Below are 21430 nucleotides of genomic sequence, written 5' to 3'. Positions count from 1 at the left end.
TCAGCTCGGCCGCCCGCACGGTGGTGAAGGGGTGCGAACGGGGCAGCACATTGAGGATCTTGAGCACGGAGTCGCGCAGATCGCCCGCCTTCTCGACCGGCCGCGGGTGGTCCGCCGGCAGCTCCATCGGCTGCCGAAGCCCGGTCAGTTCGGCCCGCCAGTACGCCAGCTGTCGCGGCGGCAGGCTCTCGTCTTCAGAAGATGAGGTCACGACAACTGCTCCCGTCCTGGTTGCACCGCTTCATCGCCACATCACTCCGCAATTCAGTCGCATTGCCCCGCTCCGTCCGGCTCCTGGGACGCGGCACACGCCAGGTACCCCGGATGGCTCCGAGGCCGTCCGAGAGCGGAAACGGGTAGGGAGTGCGCGGCGCTCGCCGTCGAAGGAATTCCCGCGACTCAGTGCGCGGACAACGTTTAGCAACGGACTGAGGCAGCTGTCCACCAAACGTCGGTCCCGGCGCGACCACACGGGGATAGCGCATGGCAAAAACTACTAAAGATTTGGTCAATTCATGCGGGTGGCTGCGGATGGTCCGCACCCGGCCGCGACCACCACTAACCGGCTTGCACCCGAACAACACCGGCGACAGCGCGAAAACCGGCTCCACGAGTGGCACTTGACGATGCTCTCAAGACCTCGCCCCGGCCCCAGGACGACGCGATACGATCCCCGACGGCACCACATGAGGTCGACAGCACACCAAGTACGCCGGGCAACGCCTCAACCAGGCGACACCCGTACGAGGAGCGAATCGAAAGCGGGCACAGGCCGAACAGTGCCCGGAAAGTGGGGTAATGAATGGTTGGGCAACGCCGAATCAGCGCCGATGAACGGGGACCGCACCACCGGAACGACGCTCGAAGGCATTACCCCGATCCGAGCCGTTCACTCCCGTACATCGCATTGGACGTGAACCCTGCATTTCGGGATATACGAATTCTGGTGCACGCCGCATGACCGGCGACCTGAGCGGCGAAGAAATTGCACACAACCGGAATGAAGCCATCCGGGTCGCCCTGGTCGATGCCCACCGACTTTTCCGGGACGGCTTGCGCAGCATCCTGTCGGCCGAGGACGATTTTCGGGTCGTGGCGGAGGGCGTACCCGACGAAGCGGTCGACCTGGCGGCTCACTGCCGGCCCGACGTCATCGTGATGGACGTGCACCGTGCTTCCATCAGCCCGGTGGCCACCATCCGGCAGATCCTCGGCGCCACTCCGGACACCCGGGTCGTGGTGCTGTCGGGAATGGCCGACAACGCGCTGATCCTCAATCTGGCCAACGCCGGCGCCGCGGCTTACCTGACGAAGAACATCGGAAGCCGGGAACTGTGCTCCGAACTGCGCCAAGTCGTTAGCGACAGCCGGATGTTCGCGTTGAGGATGCCGAGGACCGCGGTCATCCCTCCGGGCTGCGGCGGTGGACTGTGCCAAGCGGACCTGACCGGCCGGGAGTTGGAGATTCTCCGGCTGGTCAGTGTCGCCATGACGAACTCGCAGATCGCCACCAAGCTGTTCGTGAGTGAGGCAACCGTGAAACGGCACCTGACCAACGTCTTCGCCAAACTGACGGTCCGCTCCCGCCTCGAAGCCGTCAACCGGGGCAAGGCGCTGGGTCTGCTGGAACACTACGACTGGCAGGCCGCCCACCACGGGACCTCTCCCAAAGCGGTGGACACCCATGATCCGGCTCTGATGGGAGCCGGAAGAGGGTGACCGTTCATGGTGACGAAGGCCTACTCGCGCAGGTCGGACGTCCCGCGACGGCCCCGAAGACCGCATCCCACGCCTTACAGTCCGAGGGCAGGGCGGTTCGGTCGAGCGGTTGCGCCGGATCTCGGCGTCGCCCGCACCGGCTCCTGCACGTGGAGCCTCCCGCGGCACCGAGCCGGGCGCGGACCATCCGACAACCGCCTCACGGAGAAGGTCCGGGCGGTCCGTGCCGAGTCCGACCGGACCCACGGCTCCCCGCGCGTCACCACGGCGGTGCACGCGGCGGCGTGAAGGTGAACGAGAAGCGGGTCGCCCGGGTGACCGTGAGCGCGCGAGCGTCGAATGTCCGTCCGCGTAAAGGCTGTCGGCCCGGTCTCCGAGCCGCCCGGCACCCGAGCCGACCGACGCCCCGCCCGACGTGCTCGATCGGGACTTCTCCGCCGCCGCACCGGACCTGAGGTGTTCGGGCGACATCCCCCGTCTCCCCATCGGTGCGGGAGAGGACCTCTCGGTGAGGGAGAGAGCCGCTGCTGGGCGACCGCCCTGGCTTCGGCCGTGGGCCGGCCGGTCGATCGCCGGGCCACGTCCGTCGGCGGACGACGCGGCCCGCGACAGCTTCCACGCCTCCCTCCAGGGCAGATCCCCCAAGGCGTACACCATGGGGACGGCATCACCGACCAGTCGCGCCAAGAGCTCCGTTGGATCAACCGGCACAGCACCTGCAGTCGCCGCACAGGAACCGGCCGCCCCGGTGCGGCCCGCCGGTAGAACCGGAGATCTCCGGGACTCCGGGACCTACCGGACGGTCTTCTTGCCGAACGTCGTCTTCGCCCACACGTAGCTCACCAGCGCGATCCCGACGCACCAGGCCGACGCCAGCCACAGGTGGTCGCCCACCGGCTGGTCCAGGAGCAGGGCACGCAGCGCGTCGATGATGTGCGTCATCGGCTCGTTCGCGGAGAACCACTTCAGCCAGCCCGGCATGGTGTCGATCGGGGCGAACGCCCCGGAGAGGAACGGCAGCAGGGTGACCAGCGAGGCGTAGCTCGCCGCCGAGGAGGTCCCGTTCGCGGACAGCCCGATCCCGGTCGCCAGCCAGGACACCGCGATCAGCGTCAGCACCACCACACCGGCCGCGGCCAGCCACCGGATCGCGCTGCCGTGGGCGCGGAAGCCCATCGCCATCCCCACCACGACCACCGCCAGCACGCCGATGCCGGTGCGGATGACGTTGCCCACCACGTGCCCGGTCAGTACCGAGCCGCGGCTGATCGGCAGGGTGCGGAACCGGTCGATCACGCCCTCACCCATGTCGGTGGCCACCGCCACCGCGGTGGCGCTGGTCGAGTACGAGGCGCCCATCAGGATGATGCCGGGGATCAGGTAGTCGACGTAACTGCCGGCGCCGACGTCCAGCGAGCCGCCGAACGCGTAGTTCATCAGGCACAGCAGGATGAGCGGCAGCGTCACCGCCATCAGCAGCGTCGACGGGTTGCGCCGGGTGTGCGTGAGCACCCGGCGGACCATGGTGACGGAGTCGGACACCGCGTAGCTGGGGGTGCTCATCAGATCGTCGCCTTCTTGGTCTCGGCCTGCTCGTCGGACTTCGGCTCCGCCGGCTCTTCTGCCTTCTCGGTGGCCTTCGTGTCGGTCTGCTCGCCGGACCGCTCCGTACCGCGGCCGGTGAGGGCGAAGAAGACGTCGTCGAGGTCCGGAGAGTGGATGGCGAGGTTGTCGACCTCGACCGAAGTGCCCTCGAACCGGTCCAGCAGGCCCTTGAGGGCCGCCAGACCGCCGTCGTTCGGAACGTCCACGCTCAGCTGCTCGCGGTCGCACTTGAGGTCGCCGAGAATCCCCAGGGCGGCGTCCAGACTGCGCGGATCGGCGAAGGACAGCGTCACGTAGCCGCCCGGCACCAGCTTCTTGAGGTCCGCCGGGGAGCCGGAGGCGACCAGCTTGCCGCCGTCCAGCAGGGCGATCTCGTCGGCGATGTGGTCGGCCTCGTCGAGCATCTGCGTGGTCAGGAAGATCGTGGTGCCCTCGTCGACCAGTTCCTTGACGATCTGCCACATCGTGCGACGGCTGCGCGGGTCGAGGCCAGTGGTGGGCTCGTCGAGGAAGATGACCGTCGGGTGCCCCATCAGGCTCATCGCCAGGTCCAGGCGGCGCTTCATGCCTCCGGAGTAGGTCGAGGCGGGCTTGCCCGCGGCGTCGACCAGGTCGAAGCGTTCGAGCAGCTCGGAGGTCCGGGCCCGGCCCTCCTGCTTGCCCAGGTGCGCCAGGTCCGCCATCAGCTGCAGGTTCTCCCGGCCGGTGAGCAGCTTGTCGACCGCCGAGAACTGACCGGTCACGCCGATCGCGGCGCGAACCGAGTTCGCCTGCTTGACCGGGTCGAACCCGGCGATCCGGATCTGTCCGGCGTCGGCCGGGATCAGGGTGGTGAGGATCTGAACGGTCGTGGTCTTGCCGGCGCCGTTCGGCCCCAGCAGAGAGAACACGGTGCCGGCCGGGACCTCGAACCCGATGTCGTCGAGCACCTTCTGCGGGCCGAAGGCCTTGCAGAGTCCGGTCACCTCTATCGCATTGCCTGCGGGCGCGCTTGTCATGCAGTCCTCGTCTTCGTCATCGACGGACAACCAGAGTCACCTGACCCGCGCGGGCGGAACGCCACGGACCGCAGCCAAGGGGGCCGACCTCACCGCACCGCCCTCCGGCATGGCCCGGGCACACCGTAAAGGGCCTGCCGGAAAGCGGCAACGACGGACAGGTCCGATCCCGACCACCCGTGCCGGGCGCCTGCGGAACTTCCGCGACCGACCTGACGTCGACAGGACGTCGGCCAGGGGGCGATTCGGGGCCGTGCGATTCGTGTTTGCCCGAACGTCACCCGGGTAAGGAGTGGACGAGCATGGCGGTCCTCACCCCCGACCTACTGACAATGCGTCAAGTCATATCTTCGGTCGCCCAGTTCATTGCCAGAGGGCCCGGATACTGGATCCGGAGCGGATCTCCGGCGGAGTCGTGGTGCGGCGGGGCGACCGGCGCAATACGACCAAAGTCGCATCGCGGTCTACGACTCACCGCTCATCTCGTCCTTCCCTGGTTGTCTCCCCTCGCGGAACGACAGCCCGTCCCTGTTAACTCGGCGACGGCCAAGAGCACGGCGTACGGGGACCGTGACGGGCCGCTCCATTCGAACGGGGGCCACGAAATGGGAGCTACGTACGCCAGTTCATCGCCGAGAAGCGGTTCCAACGAGGCAGTAAGACTCGTGGACGCTCCGGCACCGCAGGAGGACGACACCGCGATGGTGTCGATCGCGGCACTCCTCCCGGCGAACTCGCCTCGGCTCACCGAGGTCGACGAGCACATCCAGATGCTGTCGGAGACCGACGCCGAGCTACCGCCGATCCTGGTGCACCGGACCACCCTGCGGGTGATCGACGGAATGCACCGGCTACAGGCCGCACAGCGCCGTGGTGCCACCGCCATCGCGGTGCGGTACTTCGACGGGGACGAGCGCGACGCGTTCGTCATGTCGGTGAAGCTCAACTGTTCGCACGGCCTGCCGCTGACGTTGGCCGACCGCAAGAACGCGGCACTCCGCATCATGCACTACCACCCGGAATGGTCCGACCGCTCGATCGCCGCCCTCGTCGGGATCTCCGACAAGACGGTCGGCGCGATCCGCCGCCGGGAGGGTGACAACCTGCCGCAGCTGGCCAACCGGGTCGGCCGCGACAACGAGAGCCACCCGCTCAACACCCGCGAAGGCCGGCTGCTCGCGAGCGAGTTGTTCCGGCAGAACCCGAACGCCACCACGCGCGAGGTGGCCCGGCTGGCGGACATCTCGGCGACCACCGCCAAGGACGTCCGCAACCGGCTGCTGCGAGGCGAGAACCCGGTTCCGCCCAAGCAGCGCGAGCGCACCGAGATCGCCGAGCGCCCGGTGCGTCCGGCCCCCGCCCGGCGGGCCCCTGCGGTCGAGTTGAGCCAGCTGCGCACCGACCCCTCGCTGCGGATGTCGCAATCCGGTCGTACGCTGCTGCGCTGGCTGGAAGCGCTGGGTGTCGACGAGAACGAATGGATCTCCGTCGTCGACTCGGTGCCGAGCCACTGCGCACCGGCCGTCGCCGAAATGGCGCGGCGGCGCGCCGACGACTGGCAGAGCTTCGCGGTCGCCCTCGACCGGCGAATCCGACTGGTCTCCTGACCAGAGGTACCGACCCGGTACCGTCACACCGCCGTTGCGGCACCCTCGCAACGGCGCCGCAGCATCGATGCACCAGCGCCGCACCACTTCGCGCGCACGATCCGAGCACTTTCCGAGCACCATCCGAGCACCTTCGTGACCTGATCCGGAGAGCACTATGAGCGTGAACCCCTTCGACGACGAGTCCGGCCGCTTCTTCGTCCTGGTCAACGGCGAGGAGCAGCACTCGCTGTGGCCCGCATTCGCCGAGATCCCCGACGGCTGGCGGGTCGTGTTCGGCGAGGACGGCCGGGCCGAGTGCCTGGAGTACGTCGAGCGCGAGTGGAGCGACATGCGGCCCAAGAGCCTGCGCGACGCCATGGCGGCCGACGCGGCCCTCTGACGGCCGGGCTTCCCGGCACCACCACCGACACCAGGCCTGGTTCGTGCCACACCCAGCCGTCGCGAACCAGGCCCTCGCCGTACCTCCACACCGTCACCCGGCAGCACAGTTCCCCACGCAACGCACTGATCCGCCACGACATCCCGGTGCGTCCGCGCACCCGCGCCGGGCGCCCGGGAGCACCCACCCCTCTTCGCCCTCCGGCCAGAAAGAAGCACCACAAGTGCCAGTTCTTTCGCGAACCGCACGGCGCCGGCACTACCTGCTGTGCGCGCCCACCCACTTCGACGTCCGCTACTCCATCAACCCGTGGATGGACCCCGGCCTGCCGACCGGGGCCGAGGTCGCCCTGGCGCAGTGGCAGCGGCTGCACGGCGTGCTCACCGACCTCGGGCACGACGTCGACCTGATCGACCCGCTCCCGGGCCTGCCCGACATGGTCTTCGCCGCCAACGGCGCGATCGTCGCCGACGGCCGCGCCCTGGTCGCCAGCTTCCGCCACGTCGAACGACAGGGCGAATCTCCGGCCTACCTGGACTGGTTCCGCTCCCATGGCTACACCGAGGTCCGCCAGGCAACGGTCCTCAACGAGGGCGAGGGCGACTTCCTCACCACCGGCGACGTGATCCTGGCCGGCAGTGGCTTCCGCAGCGACGCCGAAGCCCGCGACGAGGTCCAGGAGTTCTTCGGCAAGAAGGTGCTGGGGCTGACCCTGGTCGACCCGCGCTTCTACCACCTGGACACCGCGATCGCCGTCCTGGACGAGCACGAGGTCATGTATCTGCCCCAGGCCTTCGCCCCCGAGAGCATCGACCTGCTGACCGAGCGATACCCCGACGCCATCGCCGCGACCGAAGACGAGGCCTGCCTGTTCGCCCTCAACGCGGTCAGCGACGGCAAGCACGTCATCCTGCCCACCGCGGCCACCCGGCTCGCCGCGCAGCTGCGTGAGCGCGGCTTCGAGCCGATCAGCGTCGACACCACTGAGCTGCTCAAGGCCGGCGGCGGCGCCAAGTGCTGCACCCTGGAACTGCACGGCGTCCAGCCCGGCAACGCGCGCTGACTGCGGGGAGAGAACGAGGCCGGACCGCGTGACGCGGTCCGGCCTCGCCGTTCACTCCTGGTTCTTGCTGCTCAGTTCCCGAGCCCGGCGGCGAGATCGGCCCGCCCCCGGACCCCGAGCTTGCGGTAGACCCGGGTGAGGTGCTGCTCGACGGTGCTCACCGTGACGGCCAGGACGCCGCTGATCTCCTGGTTCGTCAGGCCCTGGACCGCGAGCCCCGCGACCCTCCGCTCTGCCTCGCTGAGCGTCTCCGCCCCGCCGGCCTCCGGCTCGGTCCTGACGGTGGACTCCGGTCCCCCGGCCACGGCCCGGACGGGCGTCGTGATCCGAGCGGCGACCCGGTGGCTCGTCGGCCGTTCCGCGGGGACCAGCGAGAGCGGGCCCGGCCGGTCGGGCGGCCCGGCCGGATCCGCCGGATCGGCCGGTTCCGGCAGACGGCCGCCCTGGTCACGCCGTCCGGCCACGCCGACCAGGCCACGCGGTCCGCGAAGGCCACGGTCCACGGAGGCGATGGCGGTCAACACCCCGCTCCTCCCGCCGGGCCCGGTCCCGTCCTGCCACGGCATCCGGTCCAGCATCCGCACCGTCCGCAGCGTCTCGGCCCGGTCACCGCGCGCGGCGAACAGCTCGGCCGGCTCCCGCAGGCTCCGGTGCAGTTCCTCCGGCGGTCCGGCCACCGCCAGCACCCGCAGGGCCAGAGCGCGCGTGTGGAGGTCGGTGTCGACGGCCCGCGCGAGCTGCTCGGTGGCCAGGTCGCGGGCGGCACACGCGTCCCCGAGGGCCAGGTGCGCCTCCGCCAGGTCGGCCCGCCACGGGGCCAGGCCCGGCAGGTCGGTGCCGCGGGCGCCGAGGATCCTGCCGATCCGGGTGAAGTCGCCGACTGCGGCCAGCGGGCGGCCGGTCGCCAGGTGGTAGCGCCCGCGGGACCGGAGGAAGCGAATGCCGCCGACGGTGTGCTCCAGGCCGTCCGGGATTCCGCGGGCCACGACCTCCGCGGCCCGCTCGTACTCCCCCGCCGCCGTCCGCGCCGCCAGCAGCGTGGCCAGCGGGTCGGCGACCGCCGCCCCCCAGTCCCGGTCGGGCAGCAGGCTGAGCGCGTGCCGGGCGAGGGCGGCCGCGTACGTCGCGTCACCGCCGCGCAGCACCGCCGAGGACCACATGCCGGTGAGCACCGCCTGCCAGACGACCGCTCCGCGGCTGTCGGCATCGGCCTTGAGGGTGCGCCACCAATCCTCGGCGTCCTCGGCCCGGCCGCCCAGTACGAGCGCGAGCACCGCAGTCATCAGCGCTTCGAGGGTGCCGTCGGACAGTCGGCAGCTGTCCAGCAGCCGCTCGGCGGCCGCGACCGAGGCGTCACCGCCGGGCTCGGACCAGATCCGCGACAGGTCATCGGCCGCGGACAGCCACGGATCGGCGGCCCCGGCCGAGACCAGCGGCACTGCGTCCACCGGTCCGAACCACCAACGGTGCGCCAACCGGCACAGCGCCTCGGCCTGAAAGTCCGGCGGCGAACCAGCCCGCACATCAGCCGGCCCGCCGGCCCAGGAACCGGCCCCACCCTCGCCGACCGCACCCGAGCCGGCCCCACCCTCGCCGGCCGCACCCGAGCCGGACTTGCCGGGGCCCAACGCCCCCGCGCCCAGCACGTCGTAGCCGAACGGCAGGCTTCCCCGGTGGACGGCCTCCTCGCCCCACCACAACGCCGCACGCGCGAACACCGCCGCCTGCTCCGGCGACTGTTCGAGGCCGTCGGACATCAGGTCCGTGAGCACGTCGAGGTAGCCCTGGCCGGCCGACGGGCTGCTGCGCCAGGCGCGGCGGGCCAGGTCGGCCAGGATCGTGCGCCGCTCCGCGTCCGAGCCGGCCGACTCGACGGCGAGTTCGAGGCACTGGCGGGCGAAGTCGGCCTCCGGCACGGCGGTCTCGGGCGCGAGATGGGCCTGCCCGGTGGCCTGGTCCATCGCCTGCTCGGCCGCCCGCCGCAGCACGGACGGTGCCCAGTCGGGTCCGGGCGAGCCGGCGGCGAGCAGATGGGCGGCCACCTCGCGCGGCTCGGCGACCAGCCGCGTCTTGAGCTCAGCGGCCCGCAGGTGCGCCGCGGCGCGGGCTTCGGGTGTCAGGCCGCGGAGTACGGCCTCGGCGATCCCCGGGTGGCGGAACCAGCCGTCGGCCAGCAGTCCTGACCGGTCCAGTGATTCGGCGGCCACGACCCCGACCGGCCCACCGGTTCCCTGCTCGGCCCGCGCGGGAAACGGCTCCCCGAAGGCGGCGAGCCGTCCGGCGGCCTCCCGCAGCGGCGGATCCCAGCGGTCCAGGTAGCGCCCGAGCGCCTCGACGTACTCCGTGCCGCCGTCCGCACCGGCTTCGTCCGCCTCGTCGGCGATCGAGTCCTCGGCGAGCGCCGCGGTCAGCATGGGGATGCCGCAACTGAGTTGACGCGCGAGTAAGGACGCACCGCCGAACACCCGGTCGCCGAGGATCTCGCGCATGCGCTCCTCGGACCAGGGGGCGAGCCGGATCCCCAGGTGCGCACCCCAGGTGAACTGCCGGCCCCGGTCGCCGGCGGCACCGGCGTCCCGAAAGCCGAGCACCATCGTCAATGGTGCGGTCCGCAGGCGGCGTTGGATTCGGCGCAGCACCAGCAGCGACGCGTCGTCCGCGAGGTGCACGTCGTCGACGACCAGGGCCAGCGGCTCCTCGCGAGCCAGCCGCTCGATCCTCGCCGCCCAGGACCGCAGCGCGTCCCCGTCGGGGCCGCCGGAGCTCCTGATCCTGCCAAGTCCGTGGTGGGCCAACACGGGGTCATCGCCGTCCGGCGCGCCCTGCTCACCGGGCGAGCACTCCACGCCGACCAGCAACTGCTTCAGCACGCCCCCGGCGAATCCCTGCTCGTCGGCCGCGCCTACCGCGCTCAGCGTCCGCACGCCCTGCCGGACGCAGTAGTCGACGAACTCGTCGAGCAGCCAGGTCTTCCCGCTCGCAACGCCGCCGCTCACCAGGATCAGGCGTCCCGCCCCGGCTCGGCCCCACACCGCCTGCTCACGAAGGAAGGCCAGCGCCTCCTCCGGTTCCAGCCTCGTCATCACCCGACCCCCGAGTTCCGCTCCCCCAGGCAGGTCCCCGATCTCTCGTCACCCGGCGGGCCAAGGTCGTCCCGCAGTTCCTGGTGGGTGCGCGACGCAATGCGGGACAAGCCTTGCACGACCCTGCCAGAGGACTTGACGGCCGACAACTTCCGCACCCGACCGCGGAGTCGGCGATGTTCAGGACGCGGCGCGTCAGGCGCTCCCGCACCGGACTCCGTCCGACGACCGTGAGTGCGGGACGCGGGCACCTTCGCGGCGAAACCGACCAGGAGCCCGGTGTGCCCGCCGTCAGCCCGGACCAACCTCAGCAGGAAGAGCCGGGTCGACAGCCTCCCGGACGGCGACCGTGCGCTGTACGTGGAAAGGTGAGGCGCCCAGGTCCAGCTAGGGATTGAGTGCCCCTTGGACCGGTTGGTCTTCGCGGTCACCGCGACGACGCCCTGACCATCCCCAACGACACTCCGCCCGACCACCCGAGCTGTCGGGCGGTACCGGGCACGACGAGTCCGCCTCCATCGAAGGACGTTCGATCAGAGGTGGGGTCGTACCGTGTGAGGTTCCCTCCGTTCGCGCATGCACGGTACGGAGAATCCGGATGTCACCACGCACCGAGCCCCGCCCATCGTCAACACCGTGCGGTGGCACACTGCGGCTCAAGCGGGTTCAGCGCGCAGAAGTCGGCCACGAGGCCCTCTCCTCACGCTGTCGGCTCGTCGCCCTGCCGCAAGCAACGCTCGTCACCGTCCGGCTTCATGCCATGCGGGACAGTTCTGCCCGCGCCGACCGTTCCCCACCCGAACCGCGCCGTACGCCACGGCACCCCGCGCACACGGCTGCATCACGTCAGCCTGAAGGAGCGCCTTCCGCCCAGGACCCGAATCCTGGGAAGTCGATCCCTGAGGCCAGGTGTGACAACTCGCGAGCTCACCTCTCTTGGGCCGAACCCAGATGCGACTTGACACCCAGTAAGCGTTCAAGCCTTGAAGCTTGTGCATCTTCTTGACGGTTCACCGTTGTCACTCAACACTGCCTTGACGGACCCAGCACCTCGCTCATCCGTAGATTGAGAGCGTTCTCAAGAGGTTCATTCAAAGGTCTGCAGAGTTGGCAAGGCGATGCCCGCACAGTGTCGAGACCGTCTGCACCCTGCCCTCCGCGTTGACCGGTGTTCACTTCACGAAACCAGGTGAAAGGACTCCCCCCATGCGCACTACCGTCCCGCCCGGCCGCATGAGACCCCTGCCAGGTCCGAAGCGCCGCGTCATCGCTCTGCTGAGTGCGCTCCTGCTCGCGCTCGTCGGACTGCTCGGCCTCGATCAGAGCGCCGCTCCCGCCTCGGCAGCCGCGCCTGACTACACCCAGAGCGTCACTCAACTGAGTTCCACGCAAGCTCAGATCTCGTTCACACCGACCACGTCCGCGGTCTACGTCGATGTGCACTACCTGGTCAACAGCGCCAACCAGCAGAACGTCCGTATGACCAACAACGCGGGCACGTGGACTCAGACCGTCGGCTCACTCGCCAACGGAACGGTCCTGGAGTACTGGTTCACCTACGAGAAGAGCGGGCCGCAGTACGACACAGCCCACTTCACGTACACCCAGGGCGGTGGTGGAACCGGCACTGTTGCCACACCCACCTTCACTCCCGCAGCGGGCACCTACGCATCGGCCCAGAGCGTGACGCTCGCCGACGCGACCGCGGGCGCCAGCATCCGCTACACGCGTGACGGCTCCACCCCCACCGCGGCGTCCACTCTGTACAGCGCGCCGATCAGCGTCACGGCCACTGCCACCATCAAGGCCATCGCCATCAAGTCCGGACTCGCCGACTCCGCCGTCGCCAGTGCGACTTACACGATCGGCGCATCGGCGAGCTGCCCCACCCAGTCGGACACGCCGAACTTCGGCCCGAACGTGCACATCTACGACCCGAGCATGTCCAGCGCCACCATTCAGGCGCAGCTCGACGCGCAGTTCGCCCAGATGAAGGACACCGCCTCCGCGCAGTTCAGCGAGAACCGGGTGGCACAGCTCTTCAAGCCGGGCACGTACGCCGTCGACGACAATGTCGGCTACTACACCTCGGTGGCGGGTCTCGGGCAGAATCCGGGCGACGTGACGATCAACGGGCACGTCACCGTGGACGCCTTCAACGCCTCCGACGCGGGCAACGCGACGCAGAACTTCTGGCGCTCGGCCGAGAATCTGGCCATCAATCCGGTGGGCGGGAACCGTTGGGCCGTGGCCCAGGCGGCCCCGTTCCGCCGGATCGACGTCCGTGGTGACCTGCAGCTCTACCCGGCCAGTTACGGCTGGGCGAGCGGCGGCTACATCGCCGATACCAAAGTCAGCGGCCAGGCGGCGTCCATCTCGCAGCAGCAGTGGTACACCCGGGACAGTAACGTGGGCAGCTGGGCCGGCGGCGTGTGGAACATGGTCTTCTCCGGCACCGCCGGTGCTCCCGCGAACACCTTCCCCAACCCGCCCGAGACCACCTTGGCCACCACCCCGGTCTCCCGTGACGTGCCGTATCTGTACGTCGACAGCGCAGGAAAATACCGGGTGTTCCTTCCGTCGCTGCGTACTGACGCATCCGGGGCGAGCTGGGCGAACGGCAGCACTCCCGGCACCTCCCAGCCGATGAGCCAGTTCTACGTGGTCAAGGCCGGCGACACTGCCGCGACCATCAACAACGCCCTTTCTCAGGGCTGCAACCTGTTCGTCACGCCGGGCGTCTACCACCTGAACCAGACGCTGAACATCACCCGGGCCAACACGGTCGTCCTCGGCATCGGCTACCCGACCTTCGTCCCTGACAACGGCGTCAACGCGATCCAGGTCGCCGACGTGGACGGAGTCCGGCTCAAGGGCCTGCTGATCGACGCCGGAACCACCAACTCGGCGGCGCTGCTGACCGTCGGCCCGTCCGGATCGTCCGCGAGCCACGCGGGCAACCCGACGACCATCCAGGACGTGTTCTTCCGGATCGGTGGCCAGATCGCCGGCAAGGCGACGACCAGCCTGATCGTCAACAGCAACAACGTGATCATCGACCACATCTGGGCCTGGCGGGCGGACCACGGCACGGCAGGAACCTTCGGCTGGACGACCAACACGGCGGACACCGGCGTGATCGTCAACGGCAGCAGCGTTCTGGCGACCGGCCTCTTCGTCGAGCACTACCAGAAGCACGAAGTCGTCTGGAACGGCCAGAACGGCAAGACGATCTTCTTCCAGAACGAGATGCCGTACGACGTGCCCAATCAGGGCGCGTGGATGAGCGCGGCAGGGGTCAACGGATACGCCGCTTACAAGGTGGGCGCGGGCGTCACCACCCACGAGGCGTGGGGACTCGGCAGCTACTGCTACTTCAACGTCAACCCCGCGGTGAACAGCTACCACGCCTTCGAAGTGCCCAACACTCCCGGCGTGAAGTTCCACAACGCTCTGACGGTCTCACTCGGCGGCGTGGGCACCATCACCCACGTCATCAACGACGTGGGGGCGGTGACCGCCTCGGACACCACTCCCAGCAATGTGGTCGCCTACCCATGAGGCAATGACCTGACGTGAAAAGCGGGCCGGGGCTCCTCGCGGTTGCGAGGGGCTCCGGCGTTCGCAGTATGCGGCGCCGCCGAGGACTGCGACGCCGCCGACGCCATCGTCCTCGTCGAGAACGAGGACGCCCTCCAACAGGTCTGCAGGATCGATCCCCGAGATCGTCAACCACCCCCCTGCCCGTTGCCGCCTGGCAGGATCTGGACGTCCACGGTATCCGGATCATCCACACCCTCACCGAACGCATCGACCGCCACGTCACTCCCGTCGGCATGAACGCCGAGCTGTACCGAGCCGGCCCCTACGATCGCTGGTGCCGAGGTACCACCTGATCCGCAGGGGCGGTTCCCTTGCCGCGTGCCTCGCTCCGGACGACGCTTCCGCGTCGTCTCTACGCCGCCGCAGGTCAGTAGCCATGGCAGGGGTGTACCACCGGCAGACGAAGAACCTGCCACCAGATGTGACACGCTCACCTGGCGCCCACTGGGGCTAGGCCGTTTCCTTCGGATCATCTTGCGGACCAGATGAAGATGGCGGCGAGGTGAAGTCCGGCGAGGTAGATGGTGGCGGTCTTGTCATATCTGGTGGCCAGACCGCGCCACTGCTTGAGCTTGTTGATGCAGCGTTCGACTGTGTTCCGCTGCTTGTAGACCTCGCGGTCGAAGGCTGGCGGGCGGCCGCCGAGGCGGCCCCGACGCTTGCGGTTCGCGACCTGATCTGCGGGCTGCGGGATCACCGTTCGGATCCCTCGCTGCCGCAGATGTCTGCGGATTGCCCGGGACGAATACGCCTTGTCAGCCAGCACTGTCGCAGGTGTCGTGCGGGGCCTGCCGATCGGGCGCGGCACCCGGATCTGGTCCATGACCTGCTCAAAGACGGGCGCGTCTCCGGCTTGCCCTGGCGTGAGCACGAACCCCAGCGGGCGGCAGTGGCTGTCTGCGGCGAGGTGGACCTTCGTGGTCAGTCCGCCGCGGGAACGCCCGAGGGCATGATCGGCCGGCTCGCCGGCCGGGCCCCCTTTTGACGGGCCCCGGCGGCGTGCTGGTGAGCGCGAACGATCGTGGAGTCGACCGCTACGACCCAGTCGAGGTCGCCTTCGGCGTCGGCCTGGGCGAGCAGTGCGGTGAAGACCTTCTTCCAGGTACCGTCGGTCGCCCACTTCCGCAACCGATTGTGGGCGCCCTTCCATGATCCGAAGTGCTCGGGCAGGTCCATCCACGGGGTGCCCGTGCGGTACTTGAACGCGATCGCGTCGATCACCTGACGGTGATCACGCCACCGCCCACCCCGCCGAGGTGTCCGGTCCGGCAGCAACGGCTTGATGCGTGCCCACTGGGCATCGGTCAACGACACTCATCGACCAACGATCCGATGATCTGAAAGCGACGGTCTAGTCACCCGAGAACGTGATCCACAGGTCTCGGTCGGAACGGCACCGGCGGCCCCAGACCAGCAGCGCCGCCACGAGATCGTGCTCGCCACCCCGCAGATGAGCGAGGTCGGAGCCTTCCAGTTCTCGCACCAACTGATCGACCGCCTCGCCGCGCAGCGTGGTGTCTCCGTAGGGATCGACGCGGGCCAGACTCGGAAGTCGTCGTTGGCCGAGCCGTTCGACGGCCGTCCAGAACTCATCGTTGTCATCGACCAACCGCTCCAGCATCCCGACTGGCTTCCGGGGCCCGGGCTTCCGGCCTGTTCGGGACGCAGAGATCCCCCGACGAAGTTCGATGACCAGCCCCATCCCTGCCCCCTCACGGACGCACACCTCACAACACTCAGGCTGATTCTCCGTGATCCGAAGGAAACGGCCTAGTCGGTCGGTACGGCCGGATGATCCCTCTGCAGTCACACCGGAGCGGCTCACTGGCCGAGGAAGCTCAGACGGACGCTGCGGTTGGTGTTGCTCGTGTTCGTGTCCACCAACATCCGTTAAGTCAACCCCAGACTAACCGGATTGGGACGCCATCCAAGCCTGTGCCGAGGTCAACGCCGTGCGCGTGCTGGTCGGGGTAGGCGCGCTGGTGCTCGCGGGATGCTGTCCTGCTTCGCGCCGGTGAGTTGTTCCTCTGCCGCCCTGTCGGTCATCTCGTCGGTGACGCGGGCTGTGTCTGTGCGGGATCGCGGTGAGTTTCTCGGCGGCGAAGGTCTCCGCCGCCTCGCTCCCGACCGAATGGAAGACGTGGGCCGCCCTCCAGACGTACTCGGCGACATGAACGAAGTCGATCAGGATGTGGATCGTCGCGGCGCCGTGCCTCGGCCTCGATGAGGTCGAGCCGGTGGCGGCCACCATCGACGAGGACGATCCAGGGCCGATGTCGGCCCGGGTGAACACCTCGGCGATCACGTCATCCGGGTCGTGGATCAGCGCGGCGGTGCACCACCGGTTGCTCGCCTTCGGCCCTGGGCTCGCCTTGAAAATCCCACGTCACAGGTCTACAAACGACTTTACCGGGGCCCTGGATGTCTCGGGGGCGTGACCGGACCTCTCCAGATACTCGTGATCACCAAGAGCTTGAAGCTCGGTGACCGACACCATCCCCACCTCGCCGACCGCGGACACATCCAAATCCTCGGCGGTCACCGCCGACCGCGTCTGCTAGATCCGCGACGCGTTGGGCGAGTTGACCGACGAGTGGACGCAGGAGGCCACCTCCTGCTCGACCCCCGCCTCTGCCGCCACGGCCACCGGCGACGGCTACTGGCGGACCTACAGCTACGACCAGCTCGGTAACCGCAAGACCGAGGTCGAGCACGGAGTAGCCGGCACCGCGGTCACGGCCGACGCCACCCACACGTACAACTACTCGCCCACCCAGCCGCACGTCCTGTCCAGCATCACCTCGGACTCCGCGAGCCTGGACGCCAAGGCCACCTTCGGAGTGGACGCGGCCGGCAACACCACCGAGCGCGAGTACAGCGGAGACACCCAGGACATCACCTGGGCATGGGACAACAAGGTGATGTCCACCACGGGTCTCGGTTCCGAGGGCGCCACCGCCGTGCCCCTCGGCACCACCGGCACCACCGGCACCACCGGCACCACCGGCACCTGCCTGGACCTGGGCAGCGGCGTCCTCTCCGGAGGCGCGGTCCAGTCGTACACCTGCAACGGCACCCGCGTGCAGCAGTGGAAGATCGAACCCTCCACCACCACCGGCGCGATCGTGACATGCATGCACCGCGCCATCGGTTCGTCATCAGGGCTCGCCGTCCAGTCGCCGCCGATGTCCGTTTCCAGTTGGTCGAGGTGATTGACGAGCTGCGGTCCCGTGAGCGTGATTTCGGCAAGGCCGAACTGCGCCCGCTCGCCCGTGACCGTGTGCGGCTTGGCGCGGTCGAAGGACTCGTGACGTATTCGGAGTGACTGATGCGCGCCCACATGTCCCGAGGGATCAAGCACTCCTCGAGCGGAGGGATCAGTGGGCCCATCGTCCGCGCCGTTGGAGCATGGGCAGCCGACTGATCGGCTTCGACCGGGGCATGCGCAAGCGCCCACCACGACGTCGAGCGGACGACCCCACGTAAACCTGCTCCGCGTCGGCACCGTCGGGATCGAGCTCTCCGACTGGCCGACGGGCTGGGGCGTCGACGCGGCACTGCCCGTGATGGGCGCCGTGCTGTGACCGGAAACGATCACCGGATGAAGCATTCGGCGGGCTGGATCACGTCTGGACTGAATTCGTCCACCCGTCTCGCCCAGTACGTCGCCGAGGTGCAGGAAGGCGTTGTGGTGACCTTGTCTCCCGGCCTGCGAGAACTCTCAGGCCGGGAGGCCCAGTTCCCTCGCGATCAGCATGCGCTGCACCTCGCTCGTGCCCTCGCCGATCTCCAGAATCTTGGAGTCCCGCCACATCCGCGCCACCGGGTACTCGTTCATGAACCCGTACCCGCCATGGATCTGCGTCGCCTCACGCGCGTTGTCCACCGCCACCGTTGAGGAGTACAGCTTCGCCACCGCCGCCTCCTTTTTGAACGACTCCCCCCGCACCAACCGCGACGCCGCATCCCGCCAACCCACCCGCGCCATGTGGGCCCGCATCTCCATGTCCGCCAGCTTGAACTGGATGGCCTGGTAATCGCCGATCGGGCGCCCGAATGCGCGACGTTCACGCGCGTACTTCACCGATTCGTCCACACACCCCTGCGCCAACCCCGTCGCCAGCGCCGCGATCGCCACCCGCCCCTCGTCCAGGATCCGCAGGAACTGCGCGTACCCACGCCCCTCCTCACCCAGCAGATTCCCACCCGGCACCCGCACGTCCGAGAACGACAGCCCACGTGTGTCCGACGCGTTCCAGCCCACCTTTGAATACGGCGCCGCCACCGTGAAGCCCGGCGTCCCCGAAGGCACGATGATCGACGAGATCAGCGGTCGCCCGTCCGGCTTGCGACCCGTCGCCGCCGTCACCGTCACCAAGCCCGTGATGTCCGTACCCGAGTTGGTGATGAAGCACTTCGACCCGTTGATCACCCACTCACCCGTCGCCTCGTCCCGCACCGCATTCGTCCGCGTCCCGCCCGCATCCGAACCGCACTCTGGCTCCGTCAGCCCAAACGCCCCCAGCATTTCCCCCGCACACAACTTCGGCAGCCACTGCCGCTTCTGCTCCTCCGTCCCGAAACGGAACACCGGCATCGCACCCAGCGAGACACCCGCTTCCAGCGTGATCGCCACCGAGGAGTCCACCCGCGCCAGCTCCTCCAACGCGATCCCCAGGGCCAGGTAGTCCCCGCCCATCCCTCCGTACTCCTCCGGGAAGGGCAGCCCGAACAGCCCCATCTGCCCCATTTCCCGCACGATCTCGTACGGAAACTCGTGGCGCTCGTACAGATCCCCGATCTTCGGGGCCACTACGTCATGGGCGAACTCGGCTACGGTGCGGCGCAGTTCATCGTGCTCGACGGTGAGGCGATGGTCCATGGTCTCCGGCGGTCCTTAGGTGAGAGGGTTCGTACACAAGAAGAGCCAGTTGGGTCAGTCCGCTCGGCGGGTCAGGCCTGCCACTTACCGGTCAATCGTGAGGTGGCCTCGCGCACCACGTCCGCAGGCTTGCAGAAGGAGAAGCGCACGAGATGGTCGGTGTGCGGGTTCTGCGGGTTGTGTCGGAATGCGGAGCAGGGAATGGCCGTTACCCCCGCGCGCGCGGGAAGGTCGCGGCAGAACCGTGTCCCGTCCACATAGCCGGCTCCCCGTACGTCAACCTGGAGGAAGTACCCACCTTCGCCGCGATAGGAGCGCAGTCCGGCCTGTTCGAGACCGGCGCGCAGCAGGTCCCTGTGGCGTTGCAGCGTGCCACGTAGGGCCGTCGTCCACGCCTCCTCGTCGCCGAGCATGCGCGCCACGGCGAGCTGGAACGGCGTGCCGGAGGCGAAGGTGAGGAACTGCTTGACGGAGAGGACGGCTTCCACCAACCTGTCCGGTCCGCAGGCCCAGCCGACCTTCCAGCCGGTGACGTTGAACGTCTTGCCTGCGGACGAGACCACCAGGGTGCGCTCCCGCATGCCGGGAACCGAGGCGAGCGAGTGGTGCTCTGCCCCGTCGTACACGAGGTGTTCGTAGACCTCGTCCGTGACGGCGGTCAGTTCGTGTTCCAGGCACACCCGGGACATGGCGGCCAGTTCTGCAGCGGCGAAGACCTTGCCTGTGGGGTTATGGGGTGAGTTGAGCAGCAGCAACCGGGTGCGCGGGGTGACCGCCGCCCGCAGCGCGGCCTCGTCCAGGCAGAACCGGTCGCCCTCCGTTGCCAGCGGGACGGCGACGAGCCGGGCGCCCGCCAGCGAGGCGGCGGCTTCGTAGGCGTCGTAGCAGGGGTCAAGCGTGAGGACCTCGTCCCCGGGATTGCACAATGCCAGCAGGGCCGCTGTGACGGCCTCGGTCGCTCCGGCGGTGACGACGACCTCGTGGTCGGCGTCGTAATGGATTCCGGAGCGACGCAACCGGCTGTTCGCTATCGCCCTCCGCAGCTCGGCCAGGCCCGCTGCGGGCGGGTACTGGTTGTGCCCTTCGGCGATGGCCGCCATGGCGTCGTCCAGGAGGACGCGGGGGGAGCTCAGCCCGGGTGTCCCCTGACCCAGATCGATCGCACCGTACCGCTCGGCGAGCTCGCGGGTCTCGGTAAAGACGGACGGGCCGAAGTTCTGGATGCGATCGGCCCTGAGCAGGCGCGGCGGGCGCGTGGACGGCAGGGGCTGTATCGACGGCACTGAGGTGGTGTCCTTCCCTCGGGTACAGGGAGCCAGGAGGCTTAGACAGGGAGGGGATGCGGGGGTGCTCGCTCACAGCCGCAACAGGATGGTGTCGGGGTCCTCCACGAGTGCGCCCAGTGAGGTGAGGAAGGCCGCGGCCTCGGCGCCGTCACACACCCGGTGATCGAACGCGCAGGTGAGCTTCGCAGTGGGCCGTACGACGAGCCGGTCGGCGTCCACGACGTGGGGGCGGGGACGGATGGCCCCCACGCCGAGGATCGCCGCCTCGGGGTGGTTGACGACCGGCACCCCCTCGTCCAGGCCGAGTGCGCCGAAGTTGGAGACGGTGAAGGTGGATCCGGTGAGTTCGCGGGGGGTGAGCGTGCCCACGCGAGCCCCGTCCGCCAGCCGCGCCAGTTCCTGGGCGAGCCGCACGGTCGACAGGTCCTGGGCGTCGCGCACCACGGGCACGACTAGGCCGCGCGGTGTGGTCGTGCCGATGCCCAGGTGCACCGCGTCGTAGGTACGAACCACGGGACCGTCCTGGACGTACGTGGCGTTGAGTCGCGGATGGTCGCGCAGCGTGAGCGTCAGGAGCCGCAGCAGCAGGGCGAAGGGCGTGGCGGCGCTCTCGGCGTCCCGCCGCAGCCTGTCGCGCAGAGCGAGCAGGCGGGAGAAGTCGACGGTGAGGGAGCAGTGGGCGTCCGGGATCTCCCGGCGTGCACGCTCCATGTGTGCTGCCGTGCGTGCGCGGATGCCGCGCACGGGGATCGAACGGGTCCCGGGTTCGCTGCCACCGTCCCCGGCAGTGCGCGTGGTGAGGGAAGCCGCCGCCGCGTGGACGTCCGTGCGGGTGATGGTGCCATCCGGACCCGAGCCGGCGCCCAGCACGGCCAGGTCCACCCCGAGCCTGCGGGCGAGATGCCGTACGGGTGGCTTGGCTCGGGGGCGCCCGGTGTCGGTCTGCACGGTGGTCGGCGAACGGCGGGGAGCGGAGCGTCTGCGGACCGCGCGCCGCCCGGTGTCCGTGGCCGCGCTCGTGCCGTATCCGACGAGCACCGGTCCCGAATCGGCGCCGGTGCGCTCGGCGATGACCGCGCCGGCGGCCGTGTCCGGCCCGGCGCTCGTGGCCGCGCTCGGGTCCTCGGCGACGCCCGGTCCCCTGCCGGTCCCCGCGGGCGCCCCGCTGTCGATGAAGATCAGCGGTGTGCCCACCAGCAGGG

General features: G+C 69.2%; 17 protein-coding genes and 2 pseudogenes. 9 read left to right on the top strand and 10 right to left on the bottom strand.

The genetic code is table 11. The features are described 5' to 3' along the window. Positions 1–211 (bottom strand): hypothetical protein (locus ACWD3D_RS16010; RefSeq protein WP_451461466.1); only part of this gene is annotated, 211 nt, incomplete at its 3' end. A gap of 746 nt (positions 212–957) precedes the next feature. Here ACWD3D_RS16010 and ACWD3D_RS16005 point away from each other — a divergent pair. Next, positions 958–1719 carry a LuxR C-terminal-related transcriptional regulator gene (locus tag ACWD3D_RS16005; RefSeq protein ID WP_451461464.1) on the top strand — a complete coding sequence of 254 codons (762 nt, stop codon included), beginning with the start codon at positions 958–960 and terminating at the stop codon, positions 1717–1719. Between the two features lie 792 nt (positions 1720–2511). Here the strand turns inward: ACWD3D_RS16005 and ACWD3D_RS16000 are convergent. After that, positions 2512–3282 (bottom strand): ABC transporter permease, encoded by a 771-nt coding sequence (locus ACWD3D_RS16000; protein WP_451461463.1) that lies wholly within the window; start codon positions 3280–3282, stop codon positions 2512–2514. Continuing rightward, positions 3282–4322, bottom strand: coding sequence for an ATP-binding cassette domain-containing protein (locus tag ACWD3D_RS15995; protein ID WP_451461462.1), 1041 nt, complete (start codon positions 4320–4322; stop codon positions 3282–3284). The genes ACWD3D_RS16000 and ACWD3D_RS15995 overlap by 1 nt, the downstream gene beginning before the upstream one ends. Positions 4323–4987: 665 nt before the next feature. Between ACWD3D_RS15995 and ACWD3D_RS15990 the strand changes: the two genes are divergently transcribed. From ACWD3D_RS15990 to ddaH, 3 genes are all read left to right on the top strand, one after another. Beyond that, the gene (locus ACWD3D_RS15990; protein ID WP_451461461.1) at positions 4988–5929 is read left to right on the top strand and encodes a ParB/RepB/Spo0J family partition protein; all 942 of its coding nucleotides are present in this window, start codon (positions 4988–4990) and stop codon (positions 5927–5929) included. Between the two features lie 157 nt (positions 5930–6086). After that, entirely contained in the window at positions 6087–6311 is a 225-nt protein-coding gene (locus tag ACWD3D_RS15985; RefSeq protein WP_451461460.1) for an MbtH family protein, read from the top strand. A gap of 223 nt (positions 6312–6534) precedes the next feature. Next, complete coding sequence (gene ddaH / locus ACWD3D_RS15980) at positions 6535–7374, top strand: dimethylargininase (protein ID WP_451461459.1); 840 nt, start codon at positions 6535–6537, stop codon at positions 7372–7374. A gap of 71 nt (positions 7375–7445) precedes the next feature. Here ddaH and ACWD3D_RS15975 read toward each other — a convergent pair whose 3' ends face one another. Further along, a complete protein-coding gene (locus ACWD3D_RS15975; RefSeq protein WP_451461458.1) occupies positions 7446–10457 on the bottom strand; it encodes a LuxR C-terminal-related transcriptional regulator in 3012 nt (1003 codons plus the stop codon). A 1206-nt stretch (positions 10458–11663) separates the two neighbouring features. Here ACWD3D_RS15975 and ACWD3D_RS15970 point away from each other — a divergent pair. The 3 genes and pseudogenes from ACWD3D_RS15970 to ACWD3D_RS15960 all read left to right on the top strand — a co-directional run. Beyond that, a pseudogene (locus ACWD3D_RS15970) lies at positions 11664–12032 on the top strand (hypothetical protein); the annotation flags it as partial. A gap of 108 nt (positions 12033–12140) precedes the next feature. Further along, a complete protein-coding gene (locus ACWD3D_RS15965) occupies positions 12141–14018 on the top strand; it encodes a chitobiase/beta-hexosaminidase C-terminal domain-containing protein (protein ID WP_451461465.1) in 1878 nt (625 codons plus the stop codon). A gap of 68 nt (positions 14019–14086) precedes the next feature. Next, positions 14087–14353, top strand: coding sequence for a Wadjet anti-phage system protein JetD domain-containing protein (locus ACWD3D_RS15960; RefSeq protein WP_451461457.1), 267 nt, complete (start codon positions 14087–14089; stop codon positions 14351–14353). A 176-nt stretch (positions 14354–14529) separates the two neighbouring features. Here the strand turns inward: ACWD3D_RS15960 and ACWD3D_RS15955 are convergent, their stop codons facing one another. The 3 genes and pseudogenes from ACWD3D_RS15955 to ACWD3D_RS15945 form a co-directional block, all read right to left on the bottom strand. Next, complete coding sequence (locus tag ACWD3D_RS15955; protein ID WP_451461456.1) at positions 14530–15210, bottom strand: IS5 family transposase; 681 nt, start codon at positions 15208–15210, stop codon at positions 14530–14532. Next, a pseudogene (locus tag ACWD3D_RS15950) lies at positions 15123–15374 on the bottom strand (transposase); the annotation flags it as partial. The gene ACWD3D_RS15955 and the pseudogene ACWD3D_RS15950, both read right to left, overlap by 88 nt. Positions 15375–15411: 37 nt before the next feature. Then, a complete protein-coding gene (locus ACWD3D_RS15945; RefSeq protein WP_451461455.1) occupies positions 15412–15681 on the bottom strand; it encodes a hypothetical protein in 270 nt (89 codons plus the stop codon). A gap of 568 nt (positions 15682–16249) precedes the next feature. Here ACWD3D_RS15945 and ACWD3D_RS15940 point away from each other — a divergent pair. Then, on the top strand, positions 16250–16498 hold the full coding sequence (locus ACWD3D_RS15940; protein WP_451461454.1) for a hypothetical protein: 249 nt from the start codon (positions 16250–16252) through the stop codon (positions 16496–16498). Positions 16499–16633: 135 nt separating this feature from the next. Continuing rightward, complete coding sequence (locus ACWD3D_RS15935) at positions 16634–17272, top strand: hypothetical protein (RefSeq protein ID WP_451461453.1); 639 nt, start codon at positions 16634–16636, stop codon at positions 17270–17272. Positions 17273–17781: 509 nt separating this feature from the next. Here the strand turns inward: ACWD3D_RS15935 and ACWD3D_RS15930 are convergent. From ACWD3D_RS15930 to ACWD3D_RS15920, 3 genes are all read right to left on the bottom strand, one after another. Next, on the bottom strand, positions 17782–18942 hold the full coding sequence (locus ACWD3D_RS15930) for an acyl-CoA dehydrogenase family protein (RefSeq protein WP_451461452.1): 1161 nt from the start codon (positions 18940–18942) through the stop codon (positions 17782–17784). Between the two features lie 71 nt (positions 18943–19013). Beyond that, positions 19014–20225, bottom strand: coding sequence for an aminotransferase class I/II-fold pyridoxal phosphate-dependent enzyme (locus ACWD3D_RS15925; RefSeq protein WP_451461451.1), 1212 nt, complete (start codon positions 20223–20225; stop codon positions 19014–19016). Positions 20226–20297: 72 nt separating this feature from the next. Continuing rightward, positions 20298–21430: dihydrolipoamide acetyltransferase family protein (locus ACWD3D_RS15920; RefSeq protein WP_451461450.1), on the bottom strand; the 1133-nt coding region annotated here is incomplete at its 5' end.

The organism is Streptomyces sp. NPDC002690 (assembly GCF_053592415.1).
Note: the sequence above shows the minus strand (reverse complement) of the source record. Positions and strands in the feature narration are given on the sequence as shown.

Coding starts and splice junctions, on each gene's coding strand:
- ACWD3D_RS16005 (WP_451461464.1), top strand. CDS start 958: ATGACCGGCGACCTGAGCGGCGAAGAAATTGCACACAACCGGAATGAA.
- ACWD3D_RS16000 (WP_451461463.1), bottom strand. CDS start 3,282: ATGAGCACCCCCAGCTACGCGGTGTCCGACTCCGTCACCATGGTCCGC.
- ACWD3D_RS15995 (WP_451461462.1), bottom strand. CDS start 4,322: ATGACAAGCGCGCCCGCAGGCAATGCGATAGAGGTGACCGGACTCTGC.
- ACWD3D_RS15985 (WP_451461460.1), top strand. CDS start 6,087: ATGAGCGTGAACCCCTTCGACGACGAGTCCGGCCGCTTCTTCGTCCTG.
- ACWD3D_RS15975 (WP_451461458.1), bottom strand. CDS start 10,457: ATGACGAGGCTGGAACCGGAGGAGGCGCTGGCCTTCCTTCGTGAGCAG.
- ACWD3D_RS15960 (WP_451461457.1), top strand. CDS start 14,087: ATGCGGCGCCGCCGAGGACTGCGACGCCGCCGACGCCATCGTCCTCGT.
- ACWD3D_RS15955 (WP_451461456.1), bottom strand. CDS start 15,210: ATGGAAGGGCGCCCACAATCGGTTGCGGAAGTGGGCGACCGACGGTAC.
- ACWD3D_RS15945 (WP_451461455.1), bottom strand. CDS start 15,681: ATGCTGGAGCGGTTGGTCGATGACAACGATGAGTTCTGGACGGCCGTC.
- ACWD3D_RS15940 (WP_451461454.1), top strand. CDS start 16,250: ATGTGGATCGTCGCGGCGCCGTGCCTCGGCCTCGATGAGGTCGAGCCG.
- ACWD3D_RS15930 (WP_451461452.1), bottom strand. CDS start 18,942: ATGGACCATCGCCTCACCGTCGAGCACGATGAACTGCGCCGCACCGTA.